The organism is Peterkaempfera podocarpi, from assembly GCF_042466665.1.
Lineage (GTDB): Bacteria > Actinomycetota > Actinomycetes > Streptomycetales > Streptomycetaceae > Peterkaempfera > Peterkaempfera podocarpi.
Window position 1 is genome coordinate 6,471,509 of record NZ_CP162102.1, and the last position, 15,502, is coordinate 6,487,010.

General features: G+C 73.0%; 12 protein-coding genes and 1 riboswitch. Of the genes, 10 read left to right on the forward strand and 2 right to left on the reverse strand.

The genetic code is table 11. The features are described 5' to 3' along the window. Positions 1-131 precede the first annotated feature (131 nt). The 6 genes from AB0761_RS28535 to AB0761_RS28560 all read left to right on the forward strand — a co-directional run bounded on the left by AB0761_RS28535 (position 132) and on the right by AB0761_RS28560 (position 7,993). Positions 132-1,478 carry an NYN domain-containing protein gene (locus AB0761_RS28535; protein WP_377274365.1) on the forward strand — a complete coding sequence of 449 codons (1,347 nt, stop codon included), beginning with the start codon at positions 132-134 and terminating at the stop codon, positions 1,476-1,478. A 117-nt stretch (positions 1,479-1,595) separates the two neighbouring features. Then, positions 1,596-2,627 (forward strand): NlpC/P60 family protein, encoded by a 1,032-nt coding sequence (locus AB0761_RS28540; protein ID WP_377272009.1) that lies wholly within the window; start codon positions 1,596-1,598, stop codon positions 2,625-2,627. 304 nt (positions 2,628-2,931) lie between these two features. Next, a riboswitch (cyclic di-AMP (ydaO/yuaA leader) is annotated at positions 2,932-3,084 on the forward strand. A gap of 10 nt (positions 3,085-3,094) precedes the next feature. Beyond that, positions 3,095-4,150, forward strand: coding sequence for an NlpC/P60 family protein (locus AB0761_RS28545; protein ID WP_377272010.1), 1,056 nt, complete (start codon positions 3,095-3,097; stop codon positions 4,148-4,150). Between the two features lie 190 nt (positions 4,151-4,340). After that, positions 4,341-5,405, forward strand: coding sequence for an NlpC/P60 family protein (locus tag AB0761_RS28550; protein ID WP_377272011.1), 1,065 nt, complete (start codon positions 4,341-4,343; stop codon positions 5,403-5,405). Positions 5,406-5,428: 23 nt separating this feature from the next. Continuing rightward, a complete protein-coding gene (locus AB0761_RS28555) occupies positions 5,429-6,682 on the forward strand; it encodes a hypothetical protein (protein WP_377272012.1) in 1,254 nt (417 codons plus the stop codon). Positions 6,683-6,757: 75 nt separating this feature from the next. Continuing rightward, positions 6,758-7,993 (forward strand): M48 family metalloprotease, encoded by a 1,236-nt coding sequence (locus AB0761_RS28560; RefSeq protein ID WP_377272013.1) that lies wholly within the window; start codon positions 6,758-6,760, stop codon positions 7,991-7,993. Here the strand turns inward: AB0761_RS28560 and AB0761_RS28565 are convergent. Continuing rightward, a complete protein-coding gene (locus AB0761_RS28565) occupies positions 7,979-9,406 on the reverse strand; it encodes a glycosyltransferase 87 family protein (protein WP_377272014.1) in 1,428 nt (475 codons plus the stop codon). The genes AB0761_RS28560 and AB0761_RS28565 overlap by 15 nt on opposite strands. Positions 9,407-9,551: 145 nt before the next feature. Here AB0761_RS28565 and AB0761_RS28570 point away from each other — a divergent pair, with 145 nt between their 5' ends. Continuing rightward, positions 9,552-10,694, forward strand: coding sequence for a glycosyltransferase family 4 protein (locus AB0761_RS28570; RefSeq protein ID WP_377272015.1), 1,143 nt, complete (start codon positions 9,552-9,554; stop codon positions 10,692-10,694). A 110-nt stretch (positions 10,695-10,804) separates the two neighbouring features. Here AB0761_RS28570 and AB0761_RS28575 read toward each other — a convergent pair whose 3' ends face one another. Further along, positions 10,805-12,598, reverse strand: a complete 1,794-nt coding sequence (locus AB0761_RS28575; RefSeq protein ID WP_377272016.1) for an AMP-dependent synthetase/ligase — start codon at positions 12,596-12,598, stop codon at positions 10,805-10,807. Between the two features lie 273 nt (positions 12,599-12,871). Here AB0761_RS28575 and AB0761_RS28580 point away from each other — a divergent pair, with 273 nt between their 5' ends. From AB0761_RS28580 to AB0761_RS28590, 3 genes are all read left to right on the forward strand, one after another. Further along, complete coding sequence (locus AB0761_RS28580; RefSeq protein WP_377272017.1) at positions 12,872-13,639, forward strand: metallophosphoesterase; 768 nt, start codon at positions 12,872-12,874, stop codon at positions 13,637-13,639. Between the two features lie 121 nt (positions 13,640-13,760). Then, a complete protein-coding gene (locus tag AB0761_RS28585) occupies positions 13,761-14,198 on the forward strand; it encodes an SRPBCC family protein (protein ID WP_377272018.1) in 438 nt (145 codons plus the stop codon). 52 nt (positions 14,199-14,250) lie between these two features. Next, complete coding sequence (locus tag AB0761_RS28590) at positions 14,251-15,471, forward strand: ArsA family ATPase (RefSeq protein ID WP_377272019.1); 1,221 nt, start codon at positions 14,251-14,253, stop codon at positions 15,469-15,471. Positions 15,472-15,502 lie beyond the last annotated feature (31 nt).

Consider the following 15,502-nt stretch of genomic DNA (forward strand, 5'->3'; position numbering starts at 1 on the left):
CCGGGGGCGGGACGGGCGCAGCGGGCGCCGACGGCCGCGGCCCGGACGGCGCTCCCGGCTCGGATCCCCGCACCGCTGACCCTGCTGTCCCGGACGCCGAGGAGGGCGTCGACGAGGGCACCGGCGAGGCCGTGGACGCCGCGGTGGACGCGTCCGGCTCCGGGGACGACGAGCGGCTGGACCGGCCGCTGCCGGAGGGGGTGAGGCGCCGGGTGGTGGGGATCGCCTCGGACGCCCTCGGCGCCCTGCCCGCCGCGGAGCTGCCCGCGAGCCTGCGGCCGTATGCCAAGTTCACCGCCGCCCGGCGGGCCAAGTACGCGGGCACCGCGCTGGCCGCCGCCCTGGAGGCGGAGCCGCTGTTCCGGCTGCGGATAGCGGACCGGCTGCGGCTGGGCCAGCCCGAGCTGGTGAAGGCACTGGAGGGCGGAGCGCCCCCGGCCGCCGCCGACCCCATGGATGTGGCCGCGGCCTCCTATCTGATCCGGCCGCCGGGCTGGAGCCGGTTGGTGGCGGAGGCCGGGGAGGAGGCGGAGCGGGCCGAGGCCGAGGGGACGGCCGCGGAGGCGGTCCGCCTGGTTGAGAAGCTGCAGGGGGAGCTGACCGCGCTGAGGGCCTCCGCCCGGGCCGAGGCGGAGCGGATGCGCAGCGAACTGGACGCCGCCAGAAGGGAGTCCGAGGGGCTGCGCAAGCGACTGCGGAGTCTGGAGAGCGACACCCGCCGGGCCGAGGCGGCCACCCGCAAGGTGACCGCGGAGCTGGATGCGGCGCGTACGGCGGCGCAGACCGAGCGGTCCACCGCTGAGGGCGAGGCGCGGCGGCTGCGGCACCGTGTCTCCGAGGTGGAGTCTGCCCTGGAGGCGAGCCGCCGCACGACCCGTGAGGGCCGCAGTGTGGAGGAGATGCGGCTGCGGCTGCTGCTGGACACGGTGCTGCACGCGGCCCAGGGTCTGCAGCGTGAGCTGGCGCTGCCGGTGACCCGGATGCGTCCGGCCGACATGGTGGAGGCGGTGGCCCCCGGTTCGGCCTCCCCGCACGATGTGGCCCGCAGGGCGCTGTCCGAGGACGACCCGGCGCTGCTGGACCAGTTGCTCGCGCTGCCCCAGGTGCATCTGCTGGTGGACGGCTACAACGTCACCAAGACCGGGTATCCGACGCTGCCGCTGGAGCAGCAGCGCATCCGGCTGCTGGGCGGTCTGTCGATGCTGGCGGCGCACAGCGGCGCCGAGGTGACCTGCGTCTTCGACGGACAGGATCTGGACGCGCCGGTGATCATGGCCCCGCCGCGCGGGGTGCGGGTGCGGTTCAGCCGCACCGGGGAGACGGCGGACGAGCTGATCCGGCGGCTGGTGCGGGCCGAGCCGGACGGCAGGCCGGTGGTGGTGGTCTCCTCCGACCGGGAGGTCGCGGACGGGGTGCGCCGTGCCGGGGCGCGGCCGGTCTCCTCCGCGCTGCTGCTGCGGCGGTTGGCGCGTACCTGAGTTGGGACACGCCCGGGGCTTGGCCGAGCACTGGATCTTCACTAAGGTCTGACGTCAAACCTCCGCCCCGACTGTCACTCCGACGAGTGGTGTTCGCAGGATTAAGGAGCACCCCCCTTGGCGTCCCACCGCCGTCCCAAGCAGCCGAGCCGTGCCCGGGTCTCGGTCCTCACCGCGGCGGCTGCGACCGCCGTCGCCATCTCCGCCCAGGCCGGTGCCGCACATGCGGCCCCCAAGCCGACCAAGGACCAGGTGAAGGCGAAGGTCGACAAGCTGTACGAGGAGGCCGAGGTCGCCACCGAGAAGTACGACGGCGCCAGGGAGAAGCAGAAGCAGCTGCGCGAGCAGGCCGCCGAGTTCCAGGACCAGGTGGCCCGGCAGCAGGCCGAGGTGAGCAAGCTGGAGGCCGGGCTGGGCTCGGTGGCCGCGGCGCAGTACCGCTCGGGCGGCATCGACCCCACCGTCCAGCTGATGCTCTCCTCGGACCCGGACGACTTCCTGGCCAAGGCGGCGACCACGGACCAGGTGAGCACCCAGCAGGCGGATGCGCTGCGACTGCTCCAGGAGCAGCAGCGCAAGCTGGACCAGCAGAAGGCGGAGGCCGCGGCGACGCTGGCGGAGCTGGACCGCACCACCTCGGCGCTCAAGGCGAACAAGTCCGAGATGCAGTCCCGGCTGCACGAGGCGCAGTCGCTGCTCAACTCCCTCACCGCGCAGGAGCGTGCGGCCCTGGAGGCCGCGGACGCACGGGCCTCGCGCGACTCCGCACGGGTCGACCTGAGCAGTCTGCCGCCGGCCTCCGGTGCGGCGGCGGTGGCCGTGCAGGCCGCGCTCAGCAGGCGGGGGGATCCCTATGCGTCCGGTCACGAGGGGCCGTCGAGCTTCGACTGCTCGGGGCTGATGCTGTGGTCCTATGCCCAGGCGGGGGTGTCGCTGCCGCGAATCGCCTCGGCGCAGGGCGGTGTGGGTGTGCGGGTGCCGTCGCTCGCCCAGGCGCAGCCCGGTGACCTGATCATCTATTACGGCGGTGCCCATGTGGGCATGTACATAGGCAATGGAATGGTCGTGCACGCACCCAAGCCCGGGAGGACGGTGGAGGTGGTGTCGGCCAGCTCCATGCCGATCTACACCATCCGACGCGTCGTCTGATCGTCAGCGGACGATTCTGTATGGATATTTAGAATTCCCATCAGGCCCGGCAATTCGGACATGCCGGGCCTGAGTGCTGTCCGGTGTGCAGGCGCAACGATCACCTCAGGGTCATGCTGTGGCTACCCCCGGTGGCATTTCGAAGGAATCTTGCCTGCGATCAGACTTTTTACCTACAAGGATTTGAACGGATCACAGTTCTGTTACTAGTGTCTGGCGTCGAGCCCCCGCGAGGTGATCACCCAACCCGGATGACAGCGGAGGCTCCCGCCGAGTTCGAGATGCGGCAGGGCAGGCAACTGCCCTACAGGGGATGCCGTCGGATCGGAGCCGGGGAACCACTTCCTCGGGGTGAATCGGCGTCAGGGCCGGGCTTAGCAGTCGGCTGAGGCGTCGTAGGGCATGCTTCCGGCCCGAACCCGTCAGCTCACCCGGTAGGCGGCTGTTGGAAGAAGGAGCCCGCCTTCGTGGCGTCCCACCGCCGTCCCAAGCAGCCCAGCCGCGCACGGATCTCCGTACTGACCGCCGCCGCAGCGACCGCCGTCGCGATATCGGCCCAGGCCGGTGCCGCAAGCGCGGCCCCCAAGCCGACCAAGGACCAGGTCAAGGCCCAGGTCGACAAGCTCAATGAGCAGGCCGAGGTCGCCACGGAGAAGTACGACGGCGCCAAGGAGAAGCAGCAGCAGCTCCAGAAGCAGGTCAACAACATCCAGGACCAGGTCGCGCGCCAGCAGGCCGAGGTCTCGTCGATGCAGGGCGCGCTGGGCCAGCTCGCCTCCTCGCAGTACCGCTCGGGCGGCATCGACCCCACCGTCCAGCTGATGCTCTCCTCCGACCCGAGCCAGTTCCTGGACAAGGCCTCGTCGCTGGACCAGGTGAGCGCCCAGCAGACCGGCACCCTCAAGGACCTCCAGGAGAAGCAGCGCAAGCTGGACCAGGAGAAGTCCGAGGCGCAGGACAAGCTGGCCGAGCTGGACAGCACCGCCAAGGAGCTCAGGTCGGCCAAGAGCGAGGTCCAGCAGAAGCTCGCCAAGGCGCAGTCGCTGCTCAACTCCCTCACCGCCGCGGAGCGCGCCGCACTGCAGGCCGCGGAGAACGCCGCCAATGAGCGCGCCTCCCGCTCCGCCGGCCGCACCAGCATCGGCGGCACCACCAGCACCGCGGGTGCGGCCTCCAGCTACGCCGCCGCCGCCATTCAGGCCGCGGAGAGCAAGCTGGGTTCGCCGTACGTCTACGGCGCCACCGGACCCTCCTCCTTCGACTGCTCCGGTCTGATGCAGTGGGCCTATGCACAGGCCGGCGTCTCGCTGCCGCGTACCTCCCAGGCCCAGGCCGGTGCCGGTACGACGGTGAACGGGCTGGCCAACGCCAAGCCCGGCGACCTGATCATCTTCTACAGCGGCATGAGCCACGTCGGCATGTACGTCGGCAACGGCCAGATCATCCACGCTCCGCACACCGGTGCCGTGGTCCGCTACGAGTCCGCCAGTGTGATGCCGATCGCCAAGATCGTGCGTATCTGACGCATTGTCGTATCCGCAAGGGTCCGGCCCCCCGTGTGGGGGTCGGACCCTTGCTGTGTGCGGTGTACCGAAAGACGGTCAGAACTTATTATTAACGGCAATTTGGACACTTTGCGCCTGGCTCGCTAACGTCTGCGCTCGGACTGCCACCTCCCACGGCGGCGGTCAGGACGAAGGGAGCGCAAGCGCGTTGGCCACCCACCGCCGTCCCAGAACGCCCGGCCGGGCACGAGTCACGGTGCTCACCGCAGGAGCGGCCACCGTCCTGGCGCTCTCCGGAGCCGCCGCCCAAGCTATGCCCGGTGACCCGGGAGAGCACCCCGGCCACACCACCACCGAGGCCGACGTCAAGCAGCAGGTCGACCAGCTCTACGGGGAGGCCGAGTCCGCGGCCGAGCGCTATGACGGTGCCCGTGAACGCCTCCACCGGCTGCGCCAGGAGTCCGCCGCGCTCCAGGACGAGGTGGCCCGCGGCCGGGACCGGCTCAACCGGATGCTGGGCGACCTCTCCCGGGTCGCCGACGCCCAGTACCGGTCCGGCGGCATCGACCCCGCCGTGCAGCTGATGCTCTCCTCCGACCCAGGCGGCTATCTGGACCGCGCCACCGCCATGGACCGGCTCGCCGCCCAGCAGGCCGACGCGCTCCATGACGTCGTCGCCGAGCAGCGCCGGCTCGACCAGCGCCGTGCCGAGGCCGCGGACAGACTCGCCGAGCTGGAACAGGTGCGCCGCGAACTCGGCCGCGACAAGCTGCAGATGCAGCAGCGCCTCGGTCGCGCCCGGGCCCTGCTCGCCGGCCTCACCGCCGCACAGCGCGCGCGTCTCGCCGCCGCCGACGCCCGCGCGGCCCAGGAGCGTGCCGCCCGCGGTGTCGGCCGGGCCGACCTGGACGCCCTCGCCGCCCCCGACAGCCGCGCGTCCGCCGCTGTCTCGGCCGCGACCAGCGCCCTCGGCTCGCCCTACTTCTACGGAGCCACCGGGCCCCGCGCCTTCGACTGCTCCGGGCTGATGTACTGGGCCTGGGCCCAGGCGGGGGTGAACCTGCCGCGCACCTCGCAGGGGCAGGCCTCCGCGGGCCGCAGGATCCCGCTCTCCGAGGCCCGCCCGGGAGACCTCGTCATCTACTACGGTGATATGCACCATGTCGGTATGTACGTCGGAGGCGGCACCATCATCCACGCGCCCTACCCCGGAGCCCGGGTCCGCTATGAGAGCGTGCGCTCCATGCCCGTCGCCGCCGTGGTGAGAGTCTGAGCGGGACCAGGCCTGCCCTCGGCATGACCGGGGGCGGGCTGACCCGGCGGGGAGCGCTGCTGCTCGCCGCCGGAGGATTGCTCCAGCTCTCCGCCCCGGGCGCGGCCCCCGCGCGGGGCGCCGGCCTCGACGCGGCCGTGGCGGTCCCGCTCGCCGCCCCGTCGCAGGCCGACCGGCGCAGCGCCGAGACACTGCTGGCCCGGTACGCCGACGCTGTGCTGCGCCGCGACGCCGCCGCGCTCGCCGCCACCGCCGTCCCCGCCTTCCGCCCCGGCCAGGCCGAACTGCTGCGCCGCACCGCAGAGGTGCCCCTCGCCGCCTACCACCCCCGGCTGACCCGACTGGAGCGCAGCGCCACCGGCCTCACCGCCGAGGTGCAGCTCGACCACCGCATAGCCGGCTACGACCACCACCCGGTCACCGCCACCCGCCGGTTCACCTTCAGCGACCGGGACGGGCAGTGGCTGCTGGCCGCAGAGGATCCGGTGGGCAGCGCCCTGCTCTGGGACCTGGGCACCGTACGGGCCGTCCGCGGCGCCCACAGCCTGGTGCTGGGGCTCGCCGCCCCCGCAGACCTGGCAGCGCTCTCCGCGGCCGCGGACAGCGCCGTACCGGCCGTCAGCGCCGTCTGGGGCTCCTCCTGGGCCGACCGGCTGCTGCTCTACGCGCCCGGCTCGCTGGAGCAGCTCTCCCGGCTGCTGGACGCGGCCCCCGGTGACTACCGCGGCATCGCCGCCGTGACCACCGCGGCCTCCGGTGCACCCAAGGCCGCCCCGGCCGACCGGATCCTGGTCAACCCGGAGGCGTACGGCGAGCTGAGCGACCTGGGCCGCCAGGTGGTCACCAGCCATGAGGCGGTCCATGTCGCCACCAGGGCCGACACCCGGCCCTGGACGCCGCTCTGGCTCTCCGAGGGCGTCGCCGACTGGACCGCCTATCTGGGAACCCGCCGCACCACCCGCCAGATCGCCCCCGAACTGGCCGCGGACATCGCCGCCGGCCGCCTCCCGGCAGCCCTGCCCCGCGACAGCGACTTCGCCACCACCGCCGACGGCCTCGCCCAGGCCTATGAACTCGCCTGGTTCGCCTGCACGCTGGTCGCCCGCCGCCACGGCACCCGGGGCCTGGTCGCCCTCTACCGTGCCGTGGCCGCCACCGGATCCGCGGAGGCCGACCGGGAGGCCACGGTGGACCGTGCCATGCGACGCGTCCTCGGCACCGGCCTCGCCGCCTTCACCCGGGACTGGCGGAGCGCACTCCGCCAGGAACTCGGCTGACCCCGCCCGTCGCGGCCGCGCCGCTGATTTGCCATGCTGGCCTCCCCCTTGGAACGGTTCGGCAGGAGGCTATCGGTGACCTCTGACAGCGGCGGCGACGCCACGGCCGGCGGTGCCGCGACGCGGAGCACCGCGACGGGGAGCACCGGGCCGGGAACCCCCGCGGCCGGTGACTTCACGGCCGAGCAGGTCGCCCGGGGGAGGGCGCTGCGGCGGGCCCAGGTGCCCTGGGCGCTCGCCGGACGCCTGATCGGGCTGGGCCTGACCGCCGGGCTGGGGTTCAGCCCCGCCGGGGCCGGGCTGGTGCAGGCCGTGGGGGAGCCGCTCGGAGGGACCAGGACGGCGCAGGTGCTCGCCGGGACGGCGGCCCTGGTGCTGCTGGGCGAGGCCGTCCGGCTGCCCTTCACCGCCCGGGTCCGGGTGGTGCGGCGGCGCTACGGCCTGGTGACCCAGGGGTGGGCGGGCTGGGCGGTGGACGTGCTGCGGGGACTGCTGCTGGGCCTGGTGCTGGCCCTGCCGGCGGCGTACGGCCTCTATGCCCTCACCGCATGGTCCCCGCACCGGTGGTGGCTGCCCGCAGCCGGCGCTGCGGCGGCGCTCACGGTGGCGATGTCGTTCCTGTTCCCCCTGGTGGTGGAGCCGCTCTTCAACCGCTTTCACCCGATGGCCGACGGGCCGCTGCGCACCGCCCTGCTGGCCCTGGCCGAGCGGGACGCGGTGGCTGTCCGCGAGGTGCTGGTGGCGGACGCCTCCCGGCGTACCACCGCGCTCAACGCCTATGTCTCCGGCCTCGGCGCCACCCGCCGCATCGTCGCCTACGACACGCTGCTGGCCACCGCGGAACCCCGCGAGGTGGAGTTGGTGGTCGCCCATGAGCTGGGCCATGTGAAGCACCGGGACGTCCGCAACGGCACCGTGCTGGGCGCGCTGGGGGCCGCCGCCGCGGTCTGCCTGCTGGGCCTGCTGCTCGGCCGGGAGGCGCTGCTGTCGGCCGCCGGGGCGGCGGATGCGGCCGACCCCCGGTCGCTGCCGCTGCTGGCGGCCTGCGCGAGCCTGCTCGGAGCGCTGTCCGGGCCGCTCCAGTGTGCCGTCAGCCGCCGGATCGAGGCCCGCGCGGACCGCCACGCCCTCGACCTGACCCGCGACCCGGAGCAGTTCATCGCCATGCAGCGGCGGCTGGCGGTGGCCAATGTCGCCGATGTCGACCCGCCGCGGGCACTGCAGCTGCTCTTCGGTACGCACCCCAGTGCGGCACGGCGGATCGCCGCGGCGCGCAGCTGGTCGGGCCGGGAGCGGTCAGCGGCGGGGTGAGGGCTGCCCGGGGTCGGGGTCCAGGTCCTCCAGCAGGTGCTGCTCATAGGCGATGCCGGGGCGCACGGTGTAGGCCACCGTCTCCGCCTCGAAGGGGTCCCCGACGCGGGTCGCCGCCTCCGGGTCCAGCCCGGCGTCCCACTCCTCCTCCGCCGGGGGCTCCTCCTCGGCGCGGCCCATGGTGGAGCGCCACAGCCGGCCGCACGACAGCAGCGCCGCGCCCAGCAGCAGCACATCGCGCGCGGTGAGCAGGGCGACGCCGCCGGGATCGGACGCGGCCACCTGGTTGAACCTCACCGGGAACTCCAGCACGGTGAGCGCCGACGCCAGCAGGATCAGCACCGCCACCGGCTTCTGCGTGGTGCCCCGCGCGGTCAGGCAGGCCGCGGCCAGCCCGATCAGCCACACCAGGTACTGCGGGCTGATCACCCTGCTGGTCACGGTGAAGAGCAGCAGCGCCGCCAGCGCGGCGTCGTACGGCGTGGCCGGGTGCCAGACGCGGGCCCGCAGCCGCCACACCAGCAGCCATCCGAAGGCCAGCAGGGTCGTCGCCAGCGACACCTGGGCGATGACATGCACCCAGGGGCCGATGAACTCCACCGAGCCGTAGTTGAGGGTGACCTGGCCCTGCCACTTGCCCTGGGTACGGGCCCAGTGGATCGGCAGCGAGGCCAGCGACTCGATCTCCACACCGCGGTCGCGCTGGAAGGTGAGGAACTGGAAGGCGCCGTTCATCGCGGCCGCCACCAGGAAGCCCGCCCCGGCCGCGGTGGCCGCGGCGGCGGTCCAGGTGCGGCGGGTGCGGCTGCCGCGGGCCGTACCGATCACCGCCAGCAGCGGCCACACCTTCAGCAGGCCGCCGAAGCCCAGCAGCGCCCCGGCGAGACGGGACCGCCGCCGCCCCAGCGCCAGCAGCCCGGCGATGGAGACGGCGGTCACGATCAGGTCGTAGCGGGCGTAGACGGTGGGGCCCAGCATGGGCACCGCGACCACCCAGAGCCACGCCCCGGCATAGCGCCGCCGCCCGCGGACACCCGCCCGTACCAGCAGCAGCATGGCCAGCACATCGAAGACGCCGGTGAGCACCATGAAGTCGGTGAGGTACGACCAGGGCAGCAGCCCCGGCGCCAGCATCACCAGGGCCGCCCCCGGCGGGTACTGCCAGGTGACGTCGTCCATCGGGAAGGTGCCGGTCTTCAGCACCTCGTACCAGCCGTGGTAGATCACCGAGACGTCGCCGGTGACGTCCAGCCCGGAGATCTTCCAGACGCCCAGGCACATCAGCACGATCAGCACCCGGGTGGCGACGAAGGAGAGACCCAGTGCCCAGAGCGGCCCGGCTGCGGTGCGCGGGTGCGGCGCCTTGTGGGGCGGCTCCAGGGTCCGGGCCTCTCCGGGCTCTGCCAACTCCACAGCTGCATCCCTCACTCGGTCTAGGACGGCCGGTGTCGGGGGACGTCCGGGCCGGTCGGGCGAGCGTACCGCCCATGGTGAGGACGGTGGCACGGTGATTCCGGGTTCCCACGGAACGGCGGACCTGACCTATGGTACGGAGACCATGCAGAAGACCCTGATCGTCACCAACGACTTCCCCCCGCGGCCCGGCGGCATCCAGCAGTTCGTCCACAACATGGCGGTGCGGCAGGCTCCGGGCAGTGTGGTGGTCTATGCCTCCACGTGGCGGGACGGTTCGGAGGTTGCGCGCTTTGACGCGGATCAGCCCTTCCCGGTGATCAGGGACCGGACCCGGATGATGGTGCCCACCCCGCGGGTCGTCCGGCGGGCGGCCGGGATCCTCCGGGCCGAGGGCTGCACCTCGGTCTGGTTCGGCGCGGCCGCGCCGCTCGGTCTGATGGCGCCCGCGCTGCGCCGGGCAGGTGCCGAGCGGCTGCTGGGCATGACCCACGGGCACGAGGCGGCCTGGGCACAGCTGCCGGGTTCCCGGCAGCTGCTGCGCCGGATCGGGGAGCGCACCGATGTGCTCACCTATCTGGGCGAGTACACCCGCTCCCGGATCGCGGCGGCGGTGGGCGAGGAGGCGGCGGCGCGCATGGTGCAGCTGCCGCCGGGCGTGGACGAGAAGACCTTCCACCCCGACTCCGGCGGCGCCGAGGTGCGCCGGCGCCTGGGGCTGGCGGACCGGCCGGTGGTGGTGTGCGTCTCCCGGCTGGTGCCGCGCAAGGGCCAGGACACCCTGATCCGGGCCATGCCGGAGGTACTGGCCGAGGTCCCGGACGCGGTGCTGCTGATCGTCGGCGGCGGTCCCTACCGCGCCGACCTTGAGCGGCTGGTGGACTCCGTCGGGGTACGCGACTCGGTGCGGTTCACCGGCTCGGTGCCCTGGGAGGAGCTGCCGGCCCACTACGGCGCGGGCGACGTCTTCGCCATGCCCTGCCGCACCCGGCGGGGCGGGCTGGACGTCGAGGGTCTCGGGATCGTCTATCTGGAGGCCTCGGCCACCGGGCTGCCCGTGGTGGCGGGGGACTCAGGGGGTGCCCCCGACGCCGTGCTGGAGGGCGAGACGGGCTATGTCGTCCCCGGCGGGCGGACGCAGCCGCTCGCGGACCGGATCGTGGGTCTGCTGCTGGACGAGGCGCTGCGCCGCCGGATGGGCGAGCGGGGCCGCCGCTGGGTGGAGGACGCCTGGCGCTGGGACCTGCTGGCGGAACGCCTGGGCTCGCTGCTCGCCCCCCGCGACTGACGCCGCGCAGCCGCGCACCACCCGGGAGGCTTCCGTGCCCCCGAGGAGCGCTCCGGTGACCGACGGGGGCGGTGGCGAGCTCATTGCCCGCCACCGCCCCCGTCCCGGTCTCAGCGCTGGTAGAGGGCCTCCACATCGGACGCGTAGTCCTTGAGGACCACGTTCCGCTTGAGCTTCAGCGACGGCGTGAGATGGCCGCTGTCCTCGGAGAAGTGGGTGTCCAGGATGCGGAACTTCTTCACCGCCTCGGCCTTGGAGACCGCCCTGTTGCCGTCGTCCACCGCGGCCTGCACCGCGGCCACCAGGTCGGGGTCGTCCTTGAGGTCGGCCAGGGTGGCGTCCGCCGGCTTGCCGTGGAGCTGCTTCCAGGTCGGCAGGAACTCCTCGTCGATGGTGATGAGGCAGGCGATGAACGGCTTGCGGTCGCCCACCACCATGCACTCGCCCACGATCGGGTGGGCCCGCACCCGGTCCTCGATCACCGCGGGGGCGACGTTCTTGCCGCCCGCGGTGACGATGATCTCCTTCTTGCGGCCGGTGATCACCAGATAGCCCTCGTCGTCCAGGGTGCCGATGTCGCCGGTGGCGAACCAGCCGTCCTGCAGCGCGTCAGCGGTGGCGGCGGGGTTGTTCCAGTAACCGGTGAACACCTGCGGGCCCTTGAGCAGCACCTCGCCGTCCTCGCCGATCCGGATCGCCGAACCGGGCAGCGGCTGGCCCACGGTGCCGATCTTGGGCTTGTCGTGCGGGTTGAAGGCAGTGGCGGCGCAGGTCTCGGTGAGGCCGTAGCCCTCCAGGACGGTGAAGCCGATGCCGCGGTAGAAGTGGCCGAGCCGCTCGCCGAGCGGGGCTCCGCCGGAGATGGCGTGGGTGGCCCTGCCGCCGAGTGCGGCGCGCAGCTTGCTGTAGACCAGCCGGTCGAAGACCTTGTGCTTCAGTCTCAGGGCGAGTCCCGCACCGCCGTTGTCCAGCGCGCGGCTGTAGGCGATGGCGGTCTCCGCGGCCTGGTCGAAGATCTTGACCTTGCCGTCGGCCTGGGCCTTGGCGCGGGCGGTGTTGAAGACCTTCTCGAAGACCCGGGGCACGCCCAGGATCAGGGTGGGGGAGAAGGCGCCCAGCTCCGCGGTGACGTCCTTGATGTCGGAGACATGGCCGATCTTCGCGGGGGCGATGGCGCAGGCGATCTCGGCGATCCGGCCGAGCACATGGGCCAGCGGCAGGAAGAGCAGCACCGAGCCCTCGCCGGTGCGGAACAGCGGCTCCAGACGGGCCGTGATGTTGCCCAGTTCCGCCAGGAAGTTGCGGTGCGTCAGCTGGCAGCCCTTGGGGCGGCCGGTGGTGCCCGAGGTGTAGACGATGGTGGCGATGGTGTCCGGGCCGAGGCCCGCCCGGTGCTCGTCGATCACCGCGTCGGAGATGCCGGCGCCGGTCAGGGCCAGCTCGGCGACCGCACCGGAGTCGATCTGCCACACCTGCCGGAGCTCGGGCAGCCGGTCGCGTACCCGCTCCACGGTGGTCTGGTGCGCCGCGGTCTCGGTGATCACCGCGACGGCTCCGGAGTCGCCGAGGATCCACTCCACCTGCTCGGCGGAGGAGGTCTCGTAGACAGGGACGGTGATCGCTCCGGCGCACCAGATGGCGAAGTCGAACAGGGTCCACTCGTAGCGGGTGCGGGACATGATGCCGACCCGGTCGCCGGGGCGGATGCCCGCCGCGACCAGCCCCTTGGCGGCTGCCCGTACCTCGGCCAGGAACTGCACGGCCGTGAGGTCCTGCCACCGGCCGTCGATCTTGCGGCTCACCACGGCCACGTCGGGATGGGCCTGGGCGTTCCGATGGATCAGATCGGTGAGGTTGCCGCCGCTCGGAACCTCGTAGAGGGCCGGAAGGCTGAACTCGCGCAAGACTGCTCCTCGTCTGCGACGCTGCGGGACGCCAGGACGTTACTGCCGGGTAGGGATGTTGAGATAGGGGGGCCAGGCAATGTGTTCCGTGTGTCACACGGCCGTTGACGGCAGGTTGCCGAATGCTTCCGGCGTGTGACGGAGGAGGGGTGCGCCGGTCGCGGCAGCGTCCGCCTCCTGACGGCACCCTACGGCAGGTGGATCACGGTCCGGTGAACCGGACGGGCGTGGGGGCGGTGGGCCGTCCGTGTCCAAACCCCTAAGGTGGCGGACATGCGGGTGCATGTGGTGAGTGATGTGCACGGCAGCGCGGAGGCGCTCGCCAGGGCCGGCGACGGCGCGGACGCCCTGCTCTGCCTGGGCGATCTGGTCCTCTTCCTGGACTACGCGGACCACGGCCGGGGCATCTTCCCCGACCTGTTCGGTGCCGCCAACGCCTCGCGCTATGTGGAACTGCGCACCGCACGGCGCTTCGACGAGGCCCGCGCCTTCTCCGACACCCTGTGGGCGACGCTTGGCCGCCCACGGCAGCAGGCGGTCGAGGAGGCCGTCCGCAAGCAGTACGCCGAGCTGTTCGCCGCCTTCCCCAGCCCCACCTACGCCACCTACGGCAATGTCGACGTGCCGCGGCTGTGGCCCGACTTCGCCCGTGAGGGCGTCACCGTGCTCGACGGGCAGCGGGTGGAACTCGGCGGCCGCACCTTCGGCTTCGTCGGGGGCGGGCTGCGGACCGCGATGCGCACCCCCTACGAGGTGGACGAGGAGGAGTACGCGGCCAAGGTGGCCGCGGTCGGCGCGGTCGACGTGCTCTGCTGCCACATCCCCCCGGCCGTCCCCGAGCTCACCTATGACGTCGTCGCCCGGCGCTTCGAGCGCGGCAGCGAGGCGGTGCTGGATGCGATCCGGACCACCCGCCCCGAGCTGGTCCTCTTCGGCCACGTCCACCAGCCGCTGGCGCGCCGGATGCGGATCGGCCGCACCGAGTGTGTGAACGTCGGACACTTCCGGGCCACCGGCCGACCGTATGTTCTGGAGTGGTGAGGCACGCCCCCGGTGACGCGGTGTACGGCCGCGATAACCTTCCTGCACAGACACCACCCGAGCAGTCGGACGACATCACAGCGGCCAGAACCACAGCGGCCACTATGCGGAGGGCCACCCGATGGCGGAGCACACCAGGTCGAGCATCACGATCGACGCGACCCCTGCCGAGGTCATGGGGGTGATCTCGGACTTCGCCGCGTACCCGGAGTGGACGGGTGAGGTCAAGGAGATCGAGGTGCTCGGCCAGGGTCCGGACGGCCGGGCGGAGCAGGTGCGGCTGCTGCTGGACGCCGGGGCGATCCGTGACGAGCACGTCCTCGCCTACACCTGGGACGGCGACCGCAAGGTCACCTGGACCCTGGTCAAGAGCCAGATGCTCAAGGCCCTGGACGGCTCCTACTCGCTCGCCCCGCTGGAGGGCGGCGCCGCCACCGAGGTGACGTACCAGCTCGCGGTGGATGTCAAGATCCCCATGCTCGGGATGATCAAGCGCAAGGCGGAGAAGGTCATCATCGACCGCGCCCTGGCCGGGCTGAAGAAGCGCGTGGAGAGCTGACCGTCCACCCTGGGGTGGAACGCTCCCCCACCGAACCGAAGGGCGGACCGGCATGACGACCCGCACGGTGCTGGTCACCGGCAGGGGCGGCAGCGGTACCACCACGGTGGCCGCCGCCACCGCGGTCCACTCCGCCCATCGCGGCCTGCGCACCCTGCTGCTCTCCGCCCACGATCCGCACCGCACCCTGGACGCACTCCTCGGGGTACGGCTGAGCGGCGCGCCCGCCCCGGTCGGGGACGGCGGGGAGCCGCCGCACGCGCTGCGCATCGACGAGGAGCGGGCCTTCCAGGAGGAGGCCCAGCGACTCTCCGGGCGCGTCAAGCCGGCCTTCGACCTGCTGGGCGTCGACCCGCTGGACCCCGAGGAGCTCACCGCGCTCCCCGGCACCCGGCATCTGGTGCTGCTGCGCGCCCTGTGCGAGCACACCGCCTCCGGCGCCTGGGACCTGGTGGTGGTCGACGGTCCCCCGGTACCCGAGCTGGTCGCAGCGCTGGCGCTGCCGGAGCGGCTGGACCGCTACCTTGCGCGGCTGCTGCCCGAGCAGCGGCAGGCCGCCCGTGCGCTGCGCCCGGTGCTGGCCGCCCTCGCCGGTGTGCCGATGCCCTCCGACTGGCTCTACGAGGCCCGCACCTGGGTGGCGGCACGGCTCGCCGAGGCCCGCAGCGTGGTGTCGGCGCCGGGGACCTCGGTCCGGCTGGTGGTGGACGCCGACGGTCACAGCCTGTCCGAGGTCCGCCATGCACGCGCCGGACTCGCCCTCTTCGAGCACCGGCTGGACGCGGTGGTGGCCTCCCGCACCCTGCCGGACTCCGCGGCGGGCTCCGCCGATCCCTGGCTCGCGGCCCGCGCCGCCGACGACAGCGCCCGGCTGGCGGCGCTGGTGGCGGAACTCCGGTCGGCCGTACCGCTGCTCACCGCCCCTCACCTGGGCCGCAGTCCGGAGGGGCCGGCCGACCTGGCCGAACTGGGCGCCGAGATCTACGGCGGCGCCCCCGACCCGGAGCCGGAGCCCGCCACCCCCTGGACGGTCGACGACCGGCTCGCGGAGGACGGCACCCTGGTGTGGCGACTGCCGCTGCCCGGTGCCGAGCGGGCCGACCTGGACCTGGTGCGGCGCGGCGACGAACTGATCGTCGGCACCGGCGCCTACCGGCGGATCGTCCGGCTGCCCTCGGCGCTGCGCCGCTGCACCGTGTCCGGTGCCGGGCTGCGCGGTGGTCTGCTCTCGGTCCGCTTCGCCCCCGACGCCGAACTGTGGCCGCGCGGCTGAGAGCCCCCGCGGCACGGCGGCTCTCGGGTAG

Excerpts from the sequence above, each read along its gene's own strand:
- AB0761_RS28555 (WP_377272012.1), top strand. The coding sequence starts at position 5,429 with ATGACCGGGGGCGGGCTGACCCGGCGGGGAGCGCTGCTGCTCGCCGCC.
- AB0761_RS28570 (WP_377272015.1), top strand. The coding sequence starts at position 9,552 with ATGCAGAAGACCCTGATCGTCACCAACGACTTCCCCCCGCGGCCCGGC.
- AB0761_RS28580 (WP_377272017.1), top strand. The coding sequence starts at position 12,872 with ATGCGGGTGCATGTGGTGAGTGATGTGCACGGCAGCGCGGAGGCGCTC.
- AB0761_RS28585 (WP_377272018.1), top strand. The coding sequence starts at position 13,761 with ATGGCGGAGCACACCAGGTCGAGCATCACGATCGACGCGACCCCTGCC.
- AB0761_RS28590 (WP_377272019.1), top strand. The coding sequence starts at position 14,251 with ATGACGACCCGCACGGTGCTGGTCACCGGCAGGGGCGGCAGCGGTACC.